We start from the raw sequence: 22,650 nt of genomic DNA on the forward strand, positions 1-22,650 counted from the left end.
GCTCACATATACATGACGACCCTTGCCGCGACTCTCAAAAAACAGCTTAGAAGCGAACGGCAAACCATCATCTCTGCATTTCTGGCAGAGGGCAAACCCGGCGAACTGCTGACGGCGCTGCGACGCAGCGTCGACATCGCCCTGACGCAAGCCTGGAAAATGCTGGAGCTGCCCTCCAGCGCGGCGCTGGTGGCGGTGGGCGGTTATGGCCGCGGCGAGTTGTTCCCGCATTCCGACGTCGATGTCCTGATCCTGCTGGCCGCCAGCCCGGACGCCGAATTGAAAGCCAAGCTGGAACAGCTGGTGCAGCTGTTTTGGGATATCGGCCTAGAAATCGGCCACAGCATCCGCACCATCGACGAATGCCTGAGCGAATCCGCCGCCGACATCACGGTCCAGACCAGCCTACTGGAAGCGCGGCTGGTGAGCGGCAATCAGCCGCTGTTCCATCAACTGCAAGAACGCTGCAACGCGGCCATGGACGCCTGCGCCTTTTTCCAGGGAAAAATCCTGGAAATGCACCAGCGCCACGTCAAGTATGAAGACACGCCCTACAGCCTGGAACCGAACTGCAAGGAAAGCCCGGGCGGTTTGCGCGATTTGCAAGTCATTCTGTGGGTGGCAAAAGCTGCCGGCCTCGGCGAATCCTGGCCCAAGCTGGCCAAGCATGGCCTGATCACGGCCGCCGAAGCGCGCCAGCTGTCGCGCCAGGAACGCGCCTTCAAGGATATCCGGATCCGCCTGCACATCTACACCAACCGCCGCGAAGACCGGCTGGTGTTCGACGTCCAGACGCCAATCGCCGAAGCACTCGGTTTCCAGACCACGGAAACCCGGCGCGCCAGCGAATACCTGATGCAGCGCTATTACTGGGCCGCCAAAGCGGTGACCCAGCTCAACACCATCCTGCTGCAGAACATCGAAGTGCAACTGTTTCCGCAGCCGATGGTGCCGCAGCGCATCAACGACCGTTTCAATCACCTTAACCGCCTGATCGATATCGCCCGCGACGACCTGTTTAAAACCACGCCGTCGGCGATGCTGGAGCTGTTCCTGTTGCTGGCCCAGCACAGCGAACTGAAGGATATGACCGCGCGCACCCGGCGCGCCTTGTGGCACGCCCGCGTCAAGATCGACAACAGCTTCCGCCGCGATCCGGTGAATCGTTCGCTGTTTATCCAGATCATCCAGGCGCCGCAAGGGATTACCCACGCGCTGCGCGGCATGAACCAAACCAGCATCCTGGGCCGTTACCTGCCCAATTTCCGGCGCATCGTCGGCCAGATGCAGCACGACCTGTTCCATGTCTACACGGTCGACCAGCATATCCTGATGGTGGTGCGCAATGTGCGCCGCTTCACCATGAGCGAACACGCCCATGAATATCCGTTTTGCAGCCAGCTGATCGCCAATTTCCCGCGCTCCTGGCTGTTGTATGTGGCGGCCTTGTTCCATGACATCGCCAAGGGCCGCGGCGGCGATCACTCAAAACTGGGCATGACCGACGCCCTGCACTTCTGCCAGCAGCACGGCTTGCCGGCGGCGGATACCGAACTGGTGGTGTTCCTGGTCGAGCACCACCTGACCATGTCGCAAGTGGCGCAAAAACAGGATCTGTCGGACCCCGAGGTGATCCTCAACTTTGCCGCCACCGTCAAGGACGAGCGCCACCTGACCGCGCTCTACCTGCTGACCGTGGCCGACATCCGCGGCACCAGCCCCAAGGTGTGGAACGCCTGGAAAGGTAAATTGCTGGAAGACTTGTACCGCATGACGCTGCGGGTGCTCGGCGGCGAAACGCCATCGGCCGATCGCGAACTGAAGAACCGCCAGGAAGAAGCCTTGAAAACCCTGCGCCTGTATGGCCTGGCGGCAGACGCCCATGAGCAGTTGTGGCAGCAACTCGATGTCGCCTATTTCTTGCGTCACGACGCTTCCGACATTGCCTGGCAAACCCGCTCCTTCTGCAACCAGATCGACAGCGTCAATCCGATCGTCAAGTGCCGTCTGGCGCCGATCGGCGAAGGTTTGCAGGTGGCGGTCTACACCAAGGACCGGAGCGACCTGTTCATCCGCATCTGCAGCTATTTCGACAGCAAGAATTTCAGCATCCTGGATGCAAAAATCCAGACCACGCGGCACGGTTATGCGCTCGATTCCTTCCTCATCAGCGCACCGCTGTTTGCCAAGCATTATCGCGATATCATCAACCTGATCGAGCATGAACTGACGGTTTTGCTGCAAACCGACAGCCCCCTGCCGGCGCCTTCCAAGGGCCGCCTGTCGCGGCTGTCGCGCACCTTCCCGGTAACGCCCACGGTCGATCTGCGGCCCGACGACCGCGGCCAGTATTACCTGCTGTCGATTACCGCCAACGACCGTACCGGGCTGCTGTATTCCGTCGCCAGCGTCCTGGCCAAGCACAAGATCAATTTACACACCGCCAAGATCATGACGCTCGGCGAGCGGGTCGAAGACGTGTTCCTGGTCGACGGCAATGCGCTCAACCATGCGCGCCTGCAAATCCAGCTGGAAACCGATTTGCTGGATGCGCTGCGTATTTAAATTTGATTTAAGCTGCCCTGCAGTTTTTGTTTTTTATACTCTTCTTATTTTTTGCATTCCATGACCGAACCATTACGCCTTTCCAAACGCATGTCAGAACTCGGGCTATGCTCGCGCCGCGAAGCCGATGAATGGATCGCTCGCGGCTGGGTCCGGGTTGACGGCGTCGTCGTATCGGAACTCGGCAGCAAAGTGCTGCCGAGCCAGCGCATCAGCGTCGAACGCCAGGCCGCGGCCGAACAATCGAAACGCGTCACCATCCTGATCAACAAACCGGTCGGTTACGTCAGCGGCCAGGCCGAAGACGGTTATCAACCGGCAGTAGCGCTGATCAAGGAAGCCAATCGCTGGAGCGAAGACCGCTCGCCGACCTTGTTCCATCCAACCCAGCTGCGCAGCCTGGTGCCGGCCGGCCGCCTCGACATCGATTCGGTCGGCCTGCTGGTGCTGACTCAGGATGGCCGCATCGCCAAGCATCTGATCGGTGAAGAAACCAGCGTCGATAAAGAGTACCTGGTGCGGGTGCGCTACACCAAAGGCGACAAGCTGCCCGACGCCGAACTGCGCCGCCTCAATCACGGCCTGACCCTGGACGGCAAACGGCTCAAGCCGGCCATCGTCAAATGGCAAAACGAAGATCAGCTGAGTTTCACCTTGCGTGAAGGTAAAAAGCGCCAGATTCGCCGCATGTGCGATATGGTCGGCCTCAAGGTGCTGGGGTTGAAACGGGTGCGGATTGGCGGCGTGAAATTGGGGAATCTGCCGGAAGGGCAATGGCGCTACCTGGGCGCGGACGAACAATTTTAAGATGCCGGGCCAGCCTCGGCGCTGACCGGCAGACCGCAACAGACGGCCAGCGAGAGCCGCCCGCTGTTTTTTTACAAGAAGCGATCCAGAATCTTGCGGCTGGCCTTATCCAGTGCCTGAGTATCGCGTATCAGAAACTGCACGCCGTGGCTGTCGGCAATCAACAAACTGGTCGCCACGATGCGGCGAATATCTTCTTCACCCTTCAGAGTAAAAGCAGCATCGCCGCGATTGGTTTCCACGTACCAGGTGCTGGGCGCCGTAAAACTGGACACCCGTTGAATACGCCGGATTTCCGGCATGAATTCACGGCTCGCCAGCTCTTTCTCAACCATGGCGCGAGTCGCATCCGGCAAATCGCCCAGGCGTGAAATCCAGGCCAGCTCCTGGCCGTCGCCGTTCACCAGCGAAATACCGTCGTCCGGCGCGCCGATAGGAAAGGCGCGCACCGGCACCGCGCCTTCATGCACCTCGCCGTTCGCGCCGGTGTATACCAGACGGCCAAAGGCATTGCGGCTTAGTTTGAAATCATGGATTGTCATGCAGCGCTCTCTTCACTGTCTTGGCTATCTTCGTCGATTAATGTCGGCTCTGTATCGACATTGCGCAACTGCGCCTGATAGAGACGATAATAAGCGCCTTCGCGCAGCATCAATTCATCGTGGCTGCCGACTTCGACAATCTGGCCGCGATCCAGCACCACCAGCCGGTCAGCCTTGCGCAAGGTCGACAAACGGTGAGCAATCGCAATCGTAGTGCGCCCCTGCACCAGGTTGTCCAAAGCCTTCTGGATCTCTTTTTCTGTAGTGGTATCGACCGACGAAGTGGCTTCATCCATGATCAGGATGCGCGGGTCGATCAGCAAGGCGCGGGCAATCGAAATACGCTGGCGTTCGCCGCCAGACAGCGCCTGGCCGCGTTCGCCCACCAGCGAATCGTAACCCTGCGGCAAACGCAAAATGAATTCGTGGGCATGGGCGGCGCGCGCGGCGGCAACGATTTCTTCGCGTGTGGCCTCCGGTTTGCCGTAGCAGATATTCTCGGCAATCGTGCCGAAAAACAGGAACGGCTCTTGCAGCACCAGGCCGATATTGCGGCGGTATTCAGAGATCGGCATCGAGCGAATATCCACGCCGTCTATCCGTATCGATCCTTCCGACACATCATAAAAGCGGCAGATCAGATTGACCAGGGTGCTCTTGCCGGAACCGCTATGCCCCACCAGGCCGATCATCTCGCCCGGAGCAATCGTCAGATTGACATCGCGCATCACTGCCCGGTTGCCGTAACGGAAACCGATATTGCGCAATTCGATGGCGCCTTTCACATGTTCCAGATGCACCGGGTTGGCCGGCTCCGGCACACTGGATACATGATCCAGGATTTCGAAAATACGCTTGGCGCCGACCGCGGCTTTTTGCGTCACCGAAACGATCCGGCTCATCGAATCCAGACGGGTATAGAAGCGGCTGATGTAAGCCAGGAACGAGGCCAGCACACCGACCGTGATTTCATTTTTCGAGACTTGCCAGATACCGAAAACCCAGACCACCAGCAAACCCGCTTCAGTCAGCAAGGTGACCGTCGGCGAGAACAGGGACCAGATTTTATTGACCCTGTCGTTGACCAGCAGGTTGTGTTGGTTGGCGTCGCGGAAACGCGTGGCTTCGCGCTTTTCCTGGGCGAACGCCTTGACCACGCGGATCCCGGGAATCGTATCGGCCAGGACATTGGTCACCTCGGCCCAGATACGATCGATCTTTTCAAAACCATGCTTCAAGCGATCCCGGACCAGGTGGATCATCCAGGCAATGAACGGCAACGGCACCAGCGTCACCAGCGCCAGCCAGGGATTGATCGAGAACAGGATCACCGCGGTCATCACGATCATCAGCACATCGATCGCGAAATCCAGCAAATGCAAGGACAGGAACACGCAGATACGATCGCTTTCGGAACCGATGCGGGCCATCAGATCGCCGGTGCGTTTGCCGCCGAAATACTCTTGCGACAGACGCAGCAAATGCTCGTAGGTAGTGGTGCGCAAATTGGCGCCGATGCGTTCGCTGACCAGGGCCAGGATATAAGTACGGGCCCAGCCCAGGCTCCAGGCAACCAATGCCGAAGCCAATAGACCGGACAGATAAAGCTTGACCAGATCGTAGTTGATCGGCTTGCCGTTTTGATATGGAATCAGCACGTTGTCCATCAAGGGCCCCATCAGATAAGGCGGCACCAGGGTGGCGGCGGTAGAAATCAGCATCAAGATAAAACCCAGCAGCAGCATGCCCTTGTAGGGCGTGGCAAAACGCGCCAGCCGGAACAAGGCCCAGGTCGAGGAAGCTGCCTCTTTCTTTTCGGGGCAAATCAGGCACTCGTCGCTACCGGGCGGCAACGGCGCTTTGCACTGCGGACAAGTGGCTTGCTCCTGGCGCGCTGCCGAGCGCCCGGCCAGATGATCGTCGCGCTGCTGCTCAAAGAGCTTGATCAGGCGCAGCGCTTCCAGGTTAAGACCGAGCGTGTAACGCCAGCTGGCCAGCTGCTGTTGCTCATCAAACAATTCCAGGCTGCCGACGCCGGCATGATCGTGATGGCCCAGCTTCAGGCCCGGCCGGTAAGCCCATTCGCGCCAGCCGCTGTCTGCGGCCATCTTGGCCAGCACGCGCTGATTGGTGAGCAATACCAACCCCCGCGCAAAATGCAGCGAGGCGTTGAGATCGACTTCCAGGGACGCCAGAATCTCTTCGGCGGGAGCCAGCTGAGTTGTCACTTCGGCACGCCAGGAGACGGGCAGCGCCGGTGACAAATCAGGCGATAAATAATTACTAGTGGTGAGCACAGGGGATAAAGGGTTGCTTTTCATCTAAACGGCATGGTGTGTCCGCATGCATCATAGAGACGAATACGGACCGGATGGAATTTTGTGTGAAATCGCCGCAAATGGCGCACATCGTCTGCCGCAAGTATTATATCCTATCGGGTTTTTCGGAAACGTTACTTTTCGTTACCAATTAATCCTATCTTTTTGTTATTTGGTGAGCCCTTGTAAACCAATTCACGCTTTAGTGCGTTACAGATAATTGCAGGGTGTTGAAACCGGCACATGCAAAAATTTCAGCATTCACGTAAGTATCGTCCTATTGCATTGCCTCATTGCTCACTCATGAAAAACATCGAAATTCTCCGCATCATGTCGCTACGCGGACCAAATATCTGGACGTATCGACCAACTCTTGAGGCGTGGATCGACATCGGCGAACTGGAAGATTTCCCCTCCAATACCCTGCCCGGCTTTAACCAGCGCCTGACCAGCTGGCTGCCTTCCCTGATCGAGCATCGCTGCAGCTACGGCGAACGCGGCGGTTTTGTGCAGCGGCTGCAAGACGGCACCTGGCCCGGCCATATTCTCGAACACGTCACGCTGGAATTGCAAAACCTGGCCGGCATGCCCGGCGGTTTCGGCAAGGCGCGCAGCACCTCGGTGCGCGGCGTCTACAAGGTTGCGGTCCGCGCGCGCCATGAACAAGTGACCCGCGCCGCCATGCACGCCGCCCGCGACCTGGTCATGGCGGCGATTGAGGACAAAAAATTCGACGTTCCTGCCACCATCGTTGAACTGCGCAGCATGGTGGATTCGCTCTGCCTGGGACCAAGCACGGCCTGTATCGTGGATGCGGCAAATGAGCGGCGCATCCCCTCTTTCCGCCTCACTGAAGGCAATCTGGTGCAGCTCGGCCACGGCATTCGCCAGCGCCGCATCTGGACCGCGGAAACCGATCAAACCAGCGCCATCGCCGAAAGCATCTCCAGCGACAAAGACTTGACCAAAAACTTGCTGCAAGCTTGCGGCGTGCCGGTGCCGGAAGGACAACTGGTGGAAAGCGCCGCAGAAGCCTGGGAAGCGGCCGAAGATATCGGCTTGCCGGTGGTCGTCAAGCCGTCCGATGCAAATCATGGCCGCGGCGTCTTCATCGACCTCAAGACCCGTACTGAAATCGAAACCGCTTACGAACTCGCATTGCAAGAAGGCAGCAGCGTCATTGTCGAACGTTTCATTCGCGGCAATGAGCATCGGCTGTTGGTCGTCGGCGGCCGGCTGGCGGCAGCTGCGCGCGGCGAGCCGCTGTCAGTCACAGCCGATGGCAGTTCGACCATCCGGCAACTGATAGACAGGCAGATCAATTCCGACCCGCGCCGCGGCGAACTCGAAGAATGTCCGCTAAGCCTGGTGTTGCTGGATGAAGAACCGGTGGTGCGGGTGGAACTGGAGAGGCAAGGCTATACCGGCGAATCGATCCCCGCAGCAGGCCAGCAAATATTAATCCAACGTAACGGCAACGTCGCCATCGACGTCACCGATCTGGTACATCCCAGCGTCGCCGCCGCAGCGTCGCTGGCGGCACGCGTGGTCGGCCTGGATATTGCCGGCGTCGACCTGGTGGCCGAAGACATTTCCCGTCCGCTGGAAGAACAGCGCGGCGCGATCGTCGAAGTCAATGCCGGCCCCGGCTTGCTGATGCATCTGAAACCGGCTGAAGGCAGGCCGCGCCCGGTGGGCAGGGCCATCATCGAGCACCTGTTCGCCGCGGCCGACAATGGCCGCATCCCGATCGTCGGCGTCACCGGCACCCATGGCAAAACCACCGTCTCGCGCCTGATCGCCTGGCAACTCCACTTGAGCGGCAACCATGTCGGCCTGGCTTGCGGCGACGGCCTCTATTTCGCGCAGCGGCAAGTCGAAAAAGGCGACCGCGCCAATTGGGAATCGGCGCAACGGGTGCTGATCAACCGCGCAGTCGAAGCCGCCGTGTTCGAGAACAGCCACGAGACCATCCTGTCGGAAGGCCTGGTCTACGACCGCTGCCAGGTCGGCGTCGTCACCAATATTGCCGCCGACGACAGCTCGCCGCAGTACTACATCGGCGACGCCGAGGAAATGGTGAAAGTGACCCGGACCCAGGTCGATGTCGTCTTGCCGGGCGGCGTCGCCGTGCTGAACGCCGCCGATCCGCTGGTAGCGGGCATGGCGCCGTTGTGCGACGGCGAAGTGATTTTCTTTGGCCTCGACCCTGCCCTGCCGGTGATTGCAGAACAGCTTGAGCAAGGCAAGCGTGCGGTCTTTATCCGCAATGACCAGATCATGCTGGCCATCGGCAAGAACGAAACGCTACTGGCCGACATCACCACCGTGCCGTTGATTGCCCGCAGCAAAGACCGCTTCCAGATTGAAAATGTATTGGCGGCAGTGGCTGCCGCATGGGCGCTGGACATCTCTCACGATTTGATGCGTGCAGGGATAGAGACTTTCGAGATGGTTTAAAAATTTAAGCAGGGTCGGCACTTTTTGCCCACCCTGCTTTTTTTGATTAGTAACAATAGGAAAACTTGTTGATGGACGTATCACGTATCCGAGTACTTCGCGGCCCCAATCTGTGGAGTCGACATACCGCTATCGAAGCCATCGTGTCTTGTACCGATGCCGAGCGCGCCATCGCAGGCATCGCGGGTTTCGAAGCCAGGCTACGTGAACGCTTCCCACAGATCGGCTTCCTGGAAGCAAGCGGCAAAAGCGAAGTGGTCTCGATGGCCCACGCATTGGAGATTGCCGCGCTCGGACTGCAATCGGAAGCCGGTTGCCCGGTCACTTTCAGCCGCACCGTGCCCACGCTGGAAGCCGGCGTCTATCAGGTAATCGTTGAATACACTGAAGAAGATGTCGGCAAGCTGGCTTTCCGACTGGCGCAGGAGCTGTGCCTGGCAGCGCTGGAAGACAAGCTTTTCGATCTCACCGGCGCCTTGGCCAACCTGCAGGAACTGGACGAAGACATCCGCCTCGGACCAAGCACCGGCTCCATCGTGCAAGCCGCCGTAGCGCGCGGCATTCCATTCCGCCGCCTGACCGGCGGCAGCATGGTGCAATTCGGCTGGGGCAGCCGCCAACGCCGCATCCAGGCGGCCGAAACCAACCACACCAGCGCCATCGCCGAATCGATCGCCCAAGACAAAGACCTGACCAAAAAGCTGCTGAACGCTGCCGGCGTGCCGGTGCCTATGGGCCGGGTGGTCAGCAGCGCCGAAGAAGCCTGGGCTGCAGCCCAGGAAATCGCCGGCCCGGTGGTGCTCAAACCGCGCGACGGCAATCAAGGCAAGGGCGTGGCGGTCAACATCACCGCCCGCGAACAAATCATGGCGGCCTTTGAAGTCGCTGCAAAAATCTGCTCGGAAGTCATCGTCGAGCGCTATCTGCCGGGCCACGATTTCCGTCTGCTGGTAGTCGGCAAGCAACTGATTGCCGCCGCCCGCCGCGATCCGCCGCAAGTCATCGGCGATGGCGTGCGCAGCATCAGCCAGTTGGTGGAGCAGGTCAATAGCGACCCGCTGCGCGGCGAAGGCCATGCCACTTCACTGACCAAAATCCGCTTCGATGCGATCGCCCTGGCCACCTTGGCCAAGCAGAATTACAGCGCCGATTCGATTCCGCAGCAAGGCGTGCGCGTGGTCTTGCGCAACAACGCCAACCTGAGCACCGGCGGCACCGCGACCGATGTCACCGAAGATGTCCATCCGGAGCTGGCGGCACGTGCAGTGGCTGCGGCGCAAATGGTGGGCCTCGATATCTGCGGCGTCGATGTGGTCTGCAACAATGTTCACCAACCGCTGGAAGAACAGGAAGGCGGCGTAGTCGAAGTCAACGCCGCACCCGGCTTGCGCATGCACATCAGCCCTTCCTACGGCAAGGGCCGCGCAGTCGGCGCCGCCATCATGTCGACCATGTTCAAAGACGGCGACAACGGCCGCATCCCGCTGGTAGCGGTGGCCGGCACCAACGGCAAAACCACTACCGTGCGCCTGATCGCCCACCTGCTGGGCCGCAAAGGGCTGCGCGTCGGCATGACCAATTCCGACGGCGTCTACATCGAACAGCAACGCATCGACACCGGCGATTGCAGCGGTCCGCGCAGCGCCCGCAATGTCTTGATGCACCCGGACGTCGACGCCGCCGTGTTTGAAACCGCGCGTGGCGGCATCTTGCGTGAAGGCCTCGGCTTCGATCGCTGCGATGTCGCCGTGGTCACCAACATCGGCATGGGCGATCACCTCGGCCTGAGCTATATCAGCACGGTGGAAGACCTGAGCGTGGTCAAACGCGTGATCGTCGAAAACGTCGCCCCTGGCGGCCATGCCGTCTTGAACGCGGCCGATCCGATGGTCGCCAGCATGGCCAAATCCTGCTCCGGTTCCGTCACCTTTTTCGCCCACGATTTCCATCACCCGCTGATGACCACCCACCGCGCCCAAGGGCATCGGGTGGTGTACCAGGACGGCAACGCCATCGTCGCCGCCAAGGGCAAGCAAGAGCATCGGATAGCGCTGCAAGAAATCCCGCTGACCCGCAACGGCACGATCGGCTTCCAGATCGAAAACGCCATGGCGGCGATTGCCGCCGCCTGGGCCTTGAACCTGGATTGGGATGTGATCCACGCCGGCCTCGGCACCTTCATCAACGACGCCGCCACCGCACCAGGCCGCTTCAATGTATTCGACTATCGCGGCGCCACCCTGATTGCCGATTACGGCCACAACCCGGATGCGATCCAGGCGCTGGTAAAGGCCATCGACAGCATGCCCGCCAAACGCCGCTCGGTAGTCATCAGCGGCGCCGGCGACCGGCGCGATATCGACATCCGCCATCAGACTGAAATCCTCGGCGACGCCTTCGATCAGGTAATCCTGTATCAAGACCAATGCCAGCGCGGCCGCGCCGACGGCGAAGTGCTCGGCCTGTTGCGCGAAGGCCTGCAAAATGCCCGCCGCACCACGTCGACCGAAGAAATCAACGGCGAATTTGTCGCCATCGATACCGCCTTGTCGCATCTGTCGCCGGGCGATCTTTGCCTGATCCTGGTCGACCAGGTGGAAGAAGCGTTGGCGCATATTGCCAAGCGTATCGCTGAAGTTTAGCGCTGAAGCCTATATTTAGTCCGGCCGCCGCCGAGCCAAAAAGCTCGGCGGTCGGCTTACTCAGGCCTGACGTTTCACAGGTCCCTTGGTGGCTGCGCGATGAGAACGAGTCAAGGCCGTTTGCAATCGGCCAAGCCCGGCCGACACATCCTTCCCGGTATCGAACAGCAACGCTTCAAGATGATCGCTCAGTATCTGTATCACTGCGTGATAGTGCGGCAGCGCCGGTGCAGGAAATGCCTGAATCTGTTGCGCCTCTGCCAGTTGCCCCATCACGCCGATGACGCGATTGCGCTGCAATACATAACGGTCCTCGGCTACCGAATAGCGCGCATTGCCGGCCGCGCCGTGCAGCACAAAGTATTTCATCAGTTCCGGCGAAGTCAGCGTCTCAATCGCCTTCCAGGCGCGCTGTGCAGCGCTGTCATGGCTGCTGGACGGAATCGCCAGCAGGGCGCCGCCTAGGGGTGAAATCGGCGTCATGCCGGGCGCAAACGTCGGATGCAACTGCAAACCGATACGGCCGCCTTTTTGCAATAGCGCATGACTGTCGAGCATGCCGTGACGGTTCGACCAGCCGTAGCACATCGCGGCTTGTCCGCGCCCGAATATCTGTGCGCTGCGTACCCAATGAGCACTACGCAGCTGGGCTTGCGAATAAGGAAGCAGCGCACGCAAATATTCGCAGACCCGCCGGCCCGCCTCGGTATCGACCATCAGCACGCCGGCGTCGCCGGAAAGTGCGCCTTGCGCACCCAGAATCTGTAAGAACGTCTCGGCGATCGGCAGGCCCGGCGCGGCGCTCCACGTAATTCCGGCGCGCGCTCGACTGGGCCGGTGCAACACGCGAGCACATTCGATGACGTCTTCAAAGCAACGTGGCGGCGACAATCCCTCTGCATCGAACAGATCCTGCCGATACCAGAGAAAATCCAGCGTCGGCTGGATCGGCATGCCATACAGACGCCCCTGGCACCAGCCGGCACGCCATACGGCATCGTAGAAATCGGCGCCGGATACCTGGCCGCCCGCTTCCAGCATTTGCAAATCGAGCAGCCGTCCGTCGCGACAAGACTCTGCCAGCCACGGAAACGGAATGGCTACCAGCACAGGCGCGGCCGGAGCCGGGGTAAGGCTCGACGACGGCGCCAGGGCGGCGTCGAGCATCGGCCGATAGGTATCTTGCGGGTAGGTCAGGATGCGCAGCCGCATGCCCAGGAAGCGTTCAACATCGGCGCGATTCTGTTTGATGATGTCGAACACCGGATCGGCATAGGCGACCAACGTCAATTCGACCGCCGCATCAAAGCCAGATGCGGCGGGACGCGGCCATGCGATATCGGCGGCGGGGTTCAGGGTTACTGCATTGAAGCGGTCGAACGATTGTGTGTCGACCGCATCCACCAGTAGCTTGATGGTGTGCCCGGTGATGCTGTCGAGGCGGTCCAGCAGCAAAGCCGAAGGCGTGACCTGAGCGCGATTGCTGTGCGCCGACATCGGCGGCAGCTGCAGCCATCCCTGCGCCTTCAATCCAAAGATGATGCGGCGCGCGCTGCTGCGCGGCAGGCCGGAGAGATCGGCGAGCGCGGTGATGGTCGTGTGACGGCCGCTCAGAAAATTTCGCAGCAGCGCACTGAGAATCGGCCACGCGCCCTGAGCCGCCTCGCCGAGTTCGGAACGCAGTATGTCCAGCAGCTTGTCAACGATAGTGATCGCCGCATAGCGGTCGAGTCCGTGCATGGTTGCGATCTCCTCTGGCGGATGGCTTCAACGTTTCGGATCTAACCGGTGCGCTACCCAACAAACTTCATAACTGATTGATTTTACTTGAAATAACCAGAATGGTTATTTTCGAATGTCCGCCCGCGGATGCTGCGGCCGTAACATGACTACGCCACAGAGCAGTCATCAAACCAACCAAACCATCAGGAGACAAAGCATGAGACGAGTAGCCATCCGGCTTGCGGCCTTCGCTATCCTTGCGTTCAGCGCGCATGCATTCGCCGCAGAGGCACGGTTCGTATTGATCACGCACGCGCCCGATTCGGATCCATTCTGGAACGTGGTCAAGAATGCGATCAAAGACGCCGGGCAGGACTTCGGCGTCACGGTGCATTACCGCAATCCGCCGAACGGCGACCTGGCCGACATGACGCGCATCCTGGAGCAGGTCGCGGCGCACAACTACGACGGCGTCATCACCACCATTCCCGACTTCGACATCGTGCAAGCACCGATCCGCAGGATCGCCGCAAAACATATTCCGCTCATCACCTTCAATTCGGGCACCGATCGGCAGAGCGAAGCATTGGGCGCCTTGCTGCACATCGGACAGCGCGAATACGACGCCGGCAAAGCGGCCGGCGAACGGGCAAAAGCCGCCGGCGTCAAGTGCTTCCTGTGCGTCAACAACAATGTGACCAATCCCGAATCGTTCGAGCGTTGCCGCGGCTTCGGCGATGCGATCGGCGCGGACTTCAAGCAGTCGACGCTCGACTCAGGCAACGATCCCACCGAGGTCGAGAACCGCGTGTTCGGAACCTTGAGCAAACGCCCGGATATCCAAGCCATCCTTACACTCGGCCCAACCTCCGCTGTGCCATCGCTGCGGGCGGTGCAAAAGCGCCGTCTGACCGGCAAGATCTATTTCGCCACCTTCGATATGACGCCTGAGATCAACCAGGCCATTGCAGCGGGCACGGTAGCGTTCGCAGTCGACCAGCAACCCTATCTGCAAGGGTATATCCCGGTGGCCATGCTAGCCATCATGCGACGCGACAAGATGCAGAATATCGATCAGGCACGCAAGACGCTGCTGGCGGACGCCAATTTCCAGCGGCGCCTCAAACTGTATGGGCTGATCCCGCATTTCGGCCCTCGCCACGTCGCCACCGGCCCCAGCTTCGTCACCCGCGACAACGTCGAGCTGGTCGAGAAATACGCGGGCCAGTATCGCTGATCTATACCTGCAATGACCGCCCATCGGCACTGCGCTGCGCCGCTGCAGTCATTCGACATCATTGCCGTGATTTAACTTGGAGATCTATCATGTTTCAACTAGCGATATGCGCTGAAATGGTCTTTCAGGATTTGCCGTTTGTCGACCGAGTTCGAAAAATCCATGACTTGGGCTTTCAAGTCGAGATCTGGGACTGGACCCGGCACGACCTCAACGCGCTGGCGCGAACCGGCGCCCGCTTTTCGTCGATGACCGGTTATATCGAAGGCGATCTGATCACCGCTGCAGGCGCAGATGCCTTGCTGCGCACCGCCGAACAATCCATCGAAGCCGCCGGCAGGCTCGGCTGCCCCCGCCTCAATTTGCACGGAACCGGCCTCGACGCTGCGGGACTGCCGGTCCAGCCGATAGCGGCGGCGTCCGGCCCCATGTGGCTGGCGGCGCAGCGCACGCTGACGCGCATCGCCGAGTTAGGGCAACGCGCGGGCCTGGTGTTCTGCCTCGAAAACCTGAACACCGAGGTGGATCACCCAGGAGTGCCGTTCGCCCGCGCAGCAGACACGCTGGCGCTGGTGAGCGCAGTCGACAGTCCGCATCTGCGGCTCAATCTCGATCTCTATCACGCGCAGATCGGCGAGGGCAACCTGATCGAACTGGTGCGGCGCGCACTGCCGTATATCGGTGAGATTCAGGTGGCCGACGTGCCCGGACGATGCGAACCCGGAACCGGCGAGATCAACTATCCAGCCATTGCCCGCGCACTGGCAAGCGCCGGTTATCGCGGCACTATCGGCCTCGAAGCGTGGGCCAGCGGCGGCAGCGAGCAGGCGTTGCGGCGCTTCCGGGACGCCTTCACCGTTTCGACGGAAGCAATCACGAATCGGTAAACAGCAACGTTTGATTCTGCACCATGAATTTCAATCAACTTAACAACAGGAATCCAAAATGAAACAGAATAAAACAGTCAAGGTCGGCCTGATTGGCGCCGGTGCGATCGGTTCGTTCCACGGCGAGAGTATCGCGCGCCGGGTGCCTGGCGCGCAGCTCGCCGCGATCGCAGATCCGGCGGCTGAGGCAGCCCAACGCCTTGCAGACCGGCTGCATTGCGCCAGTGCGACTACCGATGTCCAGCAGATCATTACCGATCCCGATATCGACGCGGTCATCATCGCCGCCCCGGCACGGTTTCACAGCGAACTCATCGTCATGGCGGCGGAGGCCGGTAAAGCAGTGTTCTGCGAAAAGCCGATGGCGCTGACGATCGAAGAAGCCGACCGGGCGATCGCCGCTGCGCGCGCAGCAAAAGTGCCGTTGCAAGTCGGCTTCAATCGCCGCTACGACAATGCCTGGGCCGAAGCGCAACGCAGCATCGTCGCCGGCGAGCTGGGAACGCCGCAATTGCTGCGCTCGCTGACGCGCGACCCGGAACTGGCCGATCCTGCGCGCGTTCCGCCATGGGCGATCTTTCTGGAAACGCTGATTCACGACTTCGATACGCTGCGCTTCTTCAACCCCGGCTCGGAGGTGATCGAAGTCTATGCCATCGCCGACGCACTGGTGCGGCCGGACTTCAAGTCGCGCGGCCTGCTCGATACCGCGCTGGTCAGCCTGCGCTTCGACAACGGCGCGATGGCCTGCGCCGAAGCGAACTTCCAGGCGGCCTACGGCTACGATGTTCGCGGCGAAGTATTCGGTTCAAGGGGGATGGTGACGATGGGAGACGTGCGCCGCTCGAATGCGGCCTACTTCGGCGCAAACGGGATAAACAGCCCCACCACGCAGCTCAACATCGATCTGTTTCACGATGCCTATACGGCGCAATTGGTCGAATTCGTCGCAACGGTCCGCTCGGGTGAGGTGCAAGGGCCAAGCGGCGAAGCCGCGCGTGCCGCACTCGCCCTTGCGCTCGCGTGCATTCGCTCGGTCACTGAAGCGCGGCCGGTCCGGCTGGCGGAGGTATTGTAAACAACCCTAAGCCGGTTTATGCCCCGTCAATGCAGCGCCGGCATTCAAAGGCAGCCGCCGGGTCACAGGAATCGACGCCATCGAGAACAGGCCGATGACAATGAAGGCCGGCCAGAAATCTCCCGCCACGATGGTCGAGTGCCCCTGCAAGCGGCTCGACATATGCACCGCCAGGCCGCCGATAGTCACCCCCAGACCCAAAGAAATCTGCTGCACCACGCTGGCCAGGCTGGTAGCGCGGCTGACGTCGGCGCTATCGAGATCGGCGTAAGCCATGGTATTGAGGCAGGTGAATTGCATCGACGGGAAAAAGCCGCCCAGCAATACCACCGCCATCATCACCAGATAAGGCGTGGTCGGCGTGAACAAACCATACGAGGACAGCGCCAGCCCGGCCAGCACAGCATTCCACATCAGCACCGAACGGAAACCGTAACGACGCAGGATCGAGGTGCCGATGGCCTTCATGAAGATCGCGCCAAAGGCCGAGGCGCAAGTGATGGTGCCGGCGTGAAAGGCATTCATGCCAAAGCCGACCTGCAGCGTCAGCGGCAACAGGAACGGCACCGCCCCCAGCCCGATGCGGAACAGCGAACCGCCGATCACGCTGGCACGGAAAGTCGGGATTCGCAGCAGACGCAGATCCAACAGCGGAAAGGGTTCGCGCCGCGCATGCAGCAGATACACGTACAAGGTCAGGCCGCCCAGCACGCACATGGCGAAGGCCCATTCCGACGACAGCAACTCACCGTCGATCAGCGACAGTCCAAGCATCAGCAGCGTACTGCCAACCGCAGACAAGACAAAACCCTTCATATCCAACGGCTGCAAATCGTCGGAACGGTAATTCTCGATATAGCGGCTGGCCAGGTACATGCCGAGAATACTGATAGGAACATTAATCAGGAAAATCCAGCGCCAATGGAAATAAGTCGTGATGAAGCCGCCCAGCGGCGGCCCGATCACCGGCCCCAGCTGTGAGGGAATGGTCAAATAGCTGATGGCCTTGACCAGTTCGGTACGCGGCACCGAACGGAAAATCACGATGCGCCCGACCGGCACCATCATGGCGCCGCCTATGCCCTGCAAAAAGCGCGCAGCGACAAACGCCACCATCGAACTCGACGCTGCGCACATCAGCGAACCGGTCAGGAACACCATGATCGCGGAACGGAACACGGTGCGCGCACCGAAACGATCGGCTACCCAGCCGCTGATCGGGATGAACACGCCGAGCCCGACCACATACGAGGTCAGCGCCAGTTTCAGGGTAAGGGGGTCTTGTCCGAGGTCGCGCGCAAGCACCGGCAGAGAGGTGGCAATCACCGTCGCATCCATGTTTTCCATGAACAGCGCGCAAGCAACAATAAGCGGAATAAGAAGAGTACGTGACACTGCTGATGACCGTAGGGTAAACAAAAAGACAGATGCAAGCAGTGTTGCATCTGTCTGGCCGGTAGTTTACACCTATTTCTGAAAGTTAGCGGCAGGTCATAGTAACTATGACTGAGGATCAAGCAATTTGGCGACCTCTTGATGTAATAAATTAATTTTCTGGGCTATCGACAATTCGACCATCTAGGAATTGCAAGCACGGTTAATGATCAAACTCTTCCAAACGCCCAATAGAAACAGCAAATCTTACTTTCGCGGCTTGCCACTCAGAGTATGTCCTTATCCATTGTTGTCGAGCATCTACAACGTCAGACTGACTCTTAAGTAACTCAAGGATTGATCCCTCACCTGTAGAGTAGCGAGTTTTTGCGGCCTCGAAAGCCTTTTGTGCATTCTTACCTGCAAAGATAAGCGCTCGGGCAGCGATATATCGTCAGCGTCCATTCTGGCAATGTACTTCCCTTTTGCAATCTGTATCCCGACGTTGGTAGCGGCTGCTTCGCCGCGGTTTTCAGAGAAATGACAGACAACGATATTTTTGTGATTTTCGTACTGTTTCAGTAAAGCCGGCGTTTCATCGGTTGAGCCGTCATTGACAACAATGATTTCTGCATCCGTAAAGGATTGATTCAGCATGGACCGCAAACAATCGTCCAAGAATTCGCATCCGTTGTATACGGGAACAATGACGGAAACCAAGGGTGGCGGCAAGAGCGGCTTATTCATTCGTGCTTATTGCGTGCTTATATTATTGATTTTTTCCATTTTACCCAAGCCATCAAACCAGCTTGCGCTGTCCCGGATCGTAGTAGAACTGTTCTTCGCTGATCTTGTCGCCGCGCCAAAGCTGGTAGGCGATTTCGTCTTGCTGGAAACTGCGGCCATCGTGGGCGACCAGTTCGAACAGCCAATTGATCGCGACCCGATCGCCGTCGATCAAGAACGACTTGGCTGCCAGGGTGCGGATTTCCTTGAAAGCGGCCAGCGCCTTTTCCTCACCGGCCACCAGCACCTGCAACCCTTTGCGCGGCGGCTCCTGGTTTTCCTGCATGGATGCATCGTAGGTATAAAACTCCTGGATCGCCTCTACGTACTTCCCCTGCACAACCAGCGCGATCAGACTTTCAACACGTTCTCTACTTGGCATGAAATGCTCCTATAGCAATGTGGATCGGATTTGAACTATACCTGTCTTCAGAACGGTCCGTTGGACTGCCGCAATGTGTCCAGCAAACCGTCATCGTGGCCCAGCGGCTGCTTACTGAGACAGCAGAATCCGATAGCCAACCGCGGTTTCAGTCAGCAGATGCTTGGGCTGGGCCGGATCGTCTTCCAGTTTCTGCCGCAAGTGTCCCATATAAATCCGCAGATAATGGCCGCTCTCCGAATGCGACGGCCCCCACACTTCTTTCAGCAGCTGCGGATTAGTCACTACCCGCCCGGCGTTGGCCACCAGCACCGTCAGCAAACGGTATTCGGTCGGCGTCAGATGCACCTGCTGCTGCGCCTTGGTCACCAGCCGCGCCTGCAGATCCAGCGTGACGTCGCCGAAACGGATCAAGCCATCTTCGCCGGCCAGCGGCTGGTGTTGCCGCCGCAGCGTAGCCCGCACCCGCGCCAGCAATTCGCCGACGCCAAAGGGCTTGCTCAGGTAATCGTCGGCGCCGGCGTCGAGCGCCTTGATCTTGTCGGCTTCGTTGACCCGCGCCGACAGCACGATGATAGGCACGCGCGACCATTTCCGCACATCCAGGATGAAATCGACACCGTCGCCGTCCGGCAGGCCGAGATCGAGAATCACCAGGTTCGGCTTGCGGGTGCCGCAATCGATCAAGCCGCGCTGCATGGTCGCCGCTTCAAAAATCTGCCAGCCCTCGCCCTCCAGGGCGGCCCGTACAAAACGCCGGATCTGTGGCTCGTCTTCGACCAGCAGTGCTATGGGTGTCGGTTGCATCGTCATGCTTTCTCCGTATTTCCGCTATTTCGCTCGCCGGGATTTCTTTGGCCGCTAGCGCCATCTGCGCTGCCTGTGCCATCGGCGGCCGCTTCATGCTCTTCCAGATCCGGCATGCTGGGCGGCGCGCCGAGCGGAATGGTAAAGATGAATTCAGCGCCGCCAGCGCCGGTACTGCGATTATGGGCGCGGATAGTACCGTCGTGGGCTTCCACGATCGCACGGCAAATCGCCAGCCCCAGCCCGACCCCGGGCTTGGCCGATTCACGTTCGCCGCGCGTGAATTTTTCGAATATCGCATCCTCCATGCCGCTCGGCAGCCCCGGCCCGTCATCGGCCACGGTCACCGCCAGAAAGCGGCCGCTGACCACCGCCGCCAATATGATATGCGAACCGGCAGGCGTGTATTTGGCGGCGTTCTCCAGCAGATTGCACAGCACCCGCTCGATCAGCACCGCATCGAAACGGATCAGCGGCAGCTCATGCGCCACCCGGATCTCCACATGATGCCCAAGCAGCGCCGAGCCGCTGGCGCGCAACGCGCTGCCGACCACTTCCTCAAACGGCTGCCACTGCAAATTCAGCTTGACCTCGCCGCTCTGGATCCTGGCCATATCCAGCAGATTGGTCACCAGCGCGCTCATGCGCAGCATTTCGCTATGCAGCGCGGCGGCCAGCACTTGCTGCTGATCTTGCAACGGCGGCTTGGACAACACCAGCGATTCGGACAGGCCGACCAAGGCCGTCAATGGCGTGCGCAAATCATGCGACAAGGCCGACAACAGGGAATTGCGCAAACGTTCCGACTCCATGCGCACCAAAGCATCTTGCGCGACCTCGACATAATGCACCCGCTCCAGCGCAATTGCGGTCAGGGTGGCGAAGGTGTACAACTGTTGCTGCTGCTCCGGAATCAAGATCCAGCGCCGGCTGTGCGGCAAGATCACCAGCACGCCGCGGGTCCGCATCGGCGCCACCAGGGGCAGATACAGGTAGCTACTGGCGGGCAGCGTATCGGTGCCGATACCGGCGCTGCTGGCATTGTCGAAAGCCCACTGGGCGATGCCCATGTCGAGTGCGTCGGCAACCTTCACCGCATCCTCCGGGATCACCGCCGGCATTTGCAAACGGCCGGCGTCGTCCGGTATCAGCAACAAGGTCTTGGCTTGGAAACTGCGTTGCAGGAACTGCCCGCTGGTTTCGAATATCTGTTCGGTCTGCAACACGCCGGACAAGGCGCGGGCAAATTCGAACAAGGCGCGTGAACGCGCTTCACGGTCCGATGCAATCCGCGCCTGGTAGCGCAATCCGGCGGTTAAGTGGGTAATCGTCAGGCCCACCGCCAGCATCACGCCGAAGGTCAGCAAGTATTGGAAATCGCTGACGGCAAACGAAAAACGCGGCGGCACGAAAAAGAAATCGAAAGAAGCGATGCTCAGCAAAGCGACAAAAATTGCCGGGCCGCGGCCGTAGCGGATGGCGATCACGACTTCCGCCAACAGATACAGCATGACGATGTTAGCCAGGTCGAAAAACGGCAAGATCGGCGTCGCCAGCAAGGTCACCAGCGCACATACGGCAAACGCCCAGCCATAACCCCGCCACTCGATCCTGCTCTGCAGGGGTATATGACGCGGAGCGATTTTTCCCGCGGCGTCTTCCTGCTTTTCGGCAGCGCTGATGGTCGGCACACCGATTTCGATCAGATCGATGTCGCTGGCCAGGGCGGCGATGCGTGCGGAATGGTTGGCTTGCCAGGGAAAGCGGCGCTGGCTGCGGCCGATGATGATCTTTGAAAAATTATGGCTGCGGGCATAAGCGGCCATGACTGTGGCCACGTCATTGCCGGCCAGTACCGCAGTGGTCGCCCCCAGATCCTGCGCCAGCTTGAGCGTCTTCAGGATGCGCTCGCGCTTGGCCGACGGCAGACGCTGCAAGCGCGGCGTCTCGACATACACCGCATGCCATTCGGCATTGAGCTGGGTCGCCAGCCGGGCAGTGTTGCGGATCACATGTTCAGCGTTGAGCGAAGGGCCGACGCAGGCCAGCAAGGCGGCGTCGGTCTGCCACACCGTTCCTATCGATTTCTCGATCCGGTAAGCCTGGACATCGCCCTGCAAACGATCCGCGGTGCGGCGCAAAGCCAGCTCGCGCAACGCGATCAGGTTGCCTTTGCGGAAAAAATTGCGCGAGGCGCGCTCGGCTTGCGGCAGTTGATAAACCTTGCCGAACTTGAGCCGGTTCAGCAATTCATCGGCCGGCAAATCCACCAGCACTACCTCGTCGGCGGCGTCGAATACGGTATCAGGCAGGGTTTCCGCAACCCGGATGCCGGTGATGCCGCCCACCACATCGTTCAAGCTTTCCAGATGCTGGACATTCAATGTGGTGAAAACGTCGATCCCGGCGTTCAACAATTCTTCCACGTCTTGCCAGCGCTTCGGATGGCGCGAGCCGGATGCATTCGAATGCGCCAGTTCGTCCACCAATATCAGCGAGGGCTTGCGCTGCAAGGCCGCATCCAGATCGAATTCCGGCAATTGCTTGTCGCGATAAGCGACTTGTTTCATGGGCAGCACTTCCAAGCCATGCAACAGCGCCGCGGTTTCAGAGCGGCCGTGGCTCTCGATCACGCCCGCCAGCACCTCGCGCCCCTCACTATGCAATTTATGCGCGGCGCTCAGCATGGCATAGGTTTTCCCAACACCGGCCGAGGCGCCGAAATAGATGCGCAACTTGCCCCGCGCAGCCTGGATCTCTTGTACCTGAAGCCGCGCCAGGAGCGCATCCGGGTCTGGGCGCAGATCGTCGTTTGAGTAAGGTGAAGACACTGATTACCTTGTAAAAGCCGTCGATAAGACGGTGACGCAAATTCGTAAGCCAATTGTAGATTGAAACGCAACAGGCCGGGAGCTCGCAGGCGTCCCGGCCATTACTATTCAAACGGCTTGTTAATAACTCTTAAAACGTTTTAGTCGCCGATACCACCAATGCAGTTTTACCCAGGTTCTTGCGATCCGGCGCCGGCCCGACATAATTTTTG

General features: G+C 59.7%; 16 protein-coding genes. 7 read left to right on the forward strand and 9 right to left on the reverse strand.

Annotation, left to right across the window (positions count from 1 at the left end):
• Positions 1-12: 12 nt before the first annotated feature.
• Both KHU33_RS14000 and KHU33_RS14005 read left to right on the forward strand, forming a co-directional pair.
• On the forward strand, positions 13-2,565 hold the full coding sequence (locus tag KHU33_RS14000; RefSeq protein WP_211463902.1) for a [protein-PII] uridylyltransferase: 2,553 nt from the start codon (positions 13-15) through the stop codon (positions 2,563-2,565).
• Positions 2,566-2,625: 60 nt separating this feature from the next.
• Positions 2,626-3,372 carry a pseudouridine synthase gene (locus KHU33_RS14005; RefSeq protein WP_211463904.1) on the forward strand — a complete coding sequence of 249 codons (747 nt, stop codon included), beginning with the start codon at positions 2,626-2,628 and terminating at the stop codon, positions 3,370-3,372.
• 71 nt (positions 3,373-3,443) lie between these two features.
• Here KHU33_RS14005 and KHU33_RS14010 read toward each other — a convergent pair whose 3' ends face one another.
• Together KHU33_RS14010 and KHU33_RS14015 are read right to left on the reverse strand one after the other, a co-directional pair.
• A complete protein-coding gene (locus KHU33_RS14010) occupies positions 3,444-3,914 on the reverse strand; it encodes a cyanophycin metabolism-associated DUF1854 family protein (protein WP_211463906.1) in 471 nt (156 codons plus the stop codon).
• Positions 3,911-6,235 carry a cyanophycin metabolism-associated ABC transporter gene (locus KHU33_RS14015; RefSeq protein WP_211463908.1) on the reverse strand — a complete coding sequence of 775 codons (2,325 nt, stop codon included), beginning with the start codon at positions 6,233-6,235 and terminating at the stop codon, positions 3,911-3,913. Before KHU33_RS14015 ends, KHU33_RS14010 begins: the two co-directional genes overlap by 4 nt.
• 300 nt (positions 6,236-6,535) lie before the next feature.
• On the opposite strand from KHU33_RS14015, the gene KHU33_RS14020 reads away from it, so the two are divergent.
• Positions 6,536-8,692, forward strand: a complete 2,157-nt coding sequence (locus KHU33_RS14020) for a cyanophycin synthetase (RefSeq protein ID WP_211463910.1) — start codon at positions 6,536-6,538, stop codon at positions 8,690-8,692.
• Between the two features lie 71 nt (positions 8,693-8,763).
• Entirely contained in the window at positions 8,764-11,334 is a 2,571-nt protein-coding gene (cphA, locus tag KHU33_RS14025) for a cyanophycin synthetase (protein WP_211463912.1), read from the forward strand.
• 60 nt (positions 11,335-11,394) lie between these two features.
• Here the strand turns inward: cphA and KHU33_RS14030 are convergent, their stop codons facing one another.
• Positions 11,395-13,074: an extracellular solute-binding protein gene (locus tag KHU33_RS14030; RefSeq protein WP_211463914.1), complete on the reverse strand. Its 1,680-nt coding sequence runs from the start codon at positions 13,072-13,074 to the stop codon at positions 11,395-11,397.
• Between the two features lie 199 nt (positions 13,075-13,273).
• Between KHU33_RS14030 and KHU33_RS14035 the strand changes: the two genes are divergently transcribed.
• The 3 genes from KHU33_RS14035 to KHU33_RS14045 all read left to right on the forward strand — a co-directional run bounded on the left by KHU33_RS14035 (position 13,274) and on the right by KHU33_RS14045 (position 16,258).
• Entirely contained in the window at positions 13,274-14,293 is a 1,020-nt protein-coding gene (locus KHU33_RS14035) for a sugar ABC transporter substrate-binding protein (RefSeq protein WP_211463916.1), read from the forward strand.
• A gap of 89 nt (positions 14,294-14,382) precedes the next feature.
• Entirely contained in the window at positions 14,383-15,180 is a 798-nt protein-coding gene (locus tag KHU33_RS14040; protein WP_211463918.1) for a TIM barrel protein, read from the forward strand.
• Between the two features lie 58 nt (positions 15,181-15,238).
• Positions 15,239-16,258: a Gfo/Idh/MocA family oxidoreductase gene (locus KHU33_RS14045; protein ID WP_211463920.1), complete on the forward strand. Its 1,020-nt coding sequence runs from the start codon at positions 15,239-15,241 to the stop codon at positions 16,256-16,258.
• A 6-nt stretch (positions 16,259-16,264) separates the two neighbouring features.
• On the opposite strand, the gene KHU33_RS14050 is transcribed toward KHU33_RS14045, so the two are convergent.
• The 6 genes from KHU33_RS14050 to kdpD form a co-directional block, all read right to left on the reverse strand.
• Positions 16,265-17,653 carry an MFS transporter gene (locus KHU33_RS14050; protein WP_329956056.1) on the reverse strand — a complete coding sequence of 463 codons (1,389 nt, stop codon included), beginning with the start codon at positions 17,651-17,653 and terminating at the stop codon, positions 16,265-16,267.
• Between the two features lie 202 nt (positions 17,654-17,855).
• Positions 17,856-17,990: a hypothetical protein gene (locus KHU33_RS26870; RefSeq protein WP_407928283.1), complete on the reverse strand. Its 135-nt coding sequence runs from the start codon at positions 17,988-17,990 to the stop codon at positions 17,856-17,858.
• Positions 17,954-18,379 (reverse strand): glycosyltransferase family 2 protein, encoded by a 426-nt coding sequence (locus KHU33_RS14055; protein WP_211463924.1) that lies wholly within the window; start codon positions 18,377-18,379, stop codon positions 17,954-17,956. Before KHU33_RS14055 ends, KHU33_RS26870 begins: the two co-directional genes overlap by 37 nt.
• A gap of 52 nt (positions 18,380-18,431) precedes the next feature.
• A complete protein-coding gene (locus KHU33_RS14060) occupies positions 18,432-18,800 on the reverse strand; it encodes a nuclear transport factor 2-like protein (RefSeq protein WP_211463926.1) in 369 nt (122 codons plus the stop codon).
• Positions 18,801-18,911: 111 nt separating this feature from the next.
• Complete coding sequence (gene kdpE, locus KHU33_RS14065; RefSeq protein WP_211463934.1) at positions 18,912-19,607, reverse strand: two-component system response regulator KdpE; 696 nt, start codon at positions 19,605-19,607, stop codon at positions 18,912-18,914.
• 2 nt (positions 19,608-19,609) lie between these two features.
• Positions 19,610-22,438, reverse strand: a complete 2,829-nt coding sequence (kdpD, locus tag KHU33_RS14070; RefSeq protein WP_329956057.1) for a two-component system sensor histidine kinase KdpD — start codon at positions 22,436-22,438, stop codon at positions 19,610-19,612.
• Between the last annotated feature and the right edge of the window lie 212 nt (positions 22,439-22,650).

The sequence above is a fragment of the Collimonas silvisoli genome (assembly GCF_018305005.1).
Lineage (GTDB): Bacteria > Pseudomonadota > Gammaproteobacteria > Burkholderiales > Burkholderiaceae_D > Collimonas > Collimonas silvisoli.

Coding starts and splice junctions, on each gene's coding strand:
- KHU33_RS14000 (WP_211463902.1), top strand. CDS start 13: ATGACGACCCTTGCCGCGACTCTCAAAAAACAGCTTAGAAGCGAACGG.
- KHU33_RS14005 (WP_211463904.1), top strand. CDS start 2,626: ATGACCGAACCATTACGCCTTTCCAAACGCATGTCAGAACTCGGGCTA.
- KHU33_RS14010 (WP_211463906.1), bottom strand. CDS start 3,914: ATGACAATCCATGATTTCAAACTAAGCCGCAATGCCTTTGGCCGTCTG.
- KHU33_RS14015 (WP_211463908.1), bottom strand. CDS start 6,235: ATGAAAAGCAACCCTTTATCCCCTGTGCTCACCACTAGTAATTATTTA.
- KHU33_RS14020 (WP_211463910.1), top strand. CDS start 6,536: ATGAAAAACATCGAAATTCTCCGCATCATGTCGCTACGCGGACCAAAT.
- cphA (WP_211463912.1), top strand. CDS start 8,764: ATGGACGTATCACGTATCCGAGTACTTCGCGGCCCCAATCTGTGGAGT.
- KHU33_RS14030 (WP_211463914.1), bottom strand. CDS start 13,074: ATGCACGGACTCGACCGCTATGCGGCGATCACTATCGTTGACAAGCTG.
- KHU33_RS14035 (WP_211463916.1), top strand. CDS start 13,274: ATGAGACGAGTAGCCATCCGGCTTGCGGCCTTCGCTATCCTTGCGTTC.
- KHU33_RS14040 (WP_211463918.1), top strand. CDS start 14,383: ATGTTTCAACTAGCGATATGCGCTGAAATGGTCTTTCAGGATTTGCCG.
- KHU33_RS14045 (WP_211463920.1), top strand. CDS start 15,239: ATGAAACAGAATAAAACAGTCAAGGTCGGCCTGATTGGCGCCGGTGCG.
- KHU33_RS14055 (WP_211463924.1), bottom strand. CDS start 18,379: ATGAATAAGCCGCTCTTGCCGCCACCCTTGGTTTCCGTCATTGTTCCC.
- KHU33_RS14060 (WP_211463926.1), bottom strand. CDS start 18,800: ATGCCAAGTAGAGAACGTGTTGAAAGTCTGATCGCGCTGGTTGTGCAG.
- kdpE (WP_211463934.1), bottom strand. CDS start 19,607: ATGCAACCGACACCCATAGCACTGCTGGTCGAAGACGAGCCACAGATC.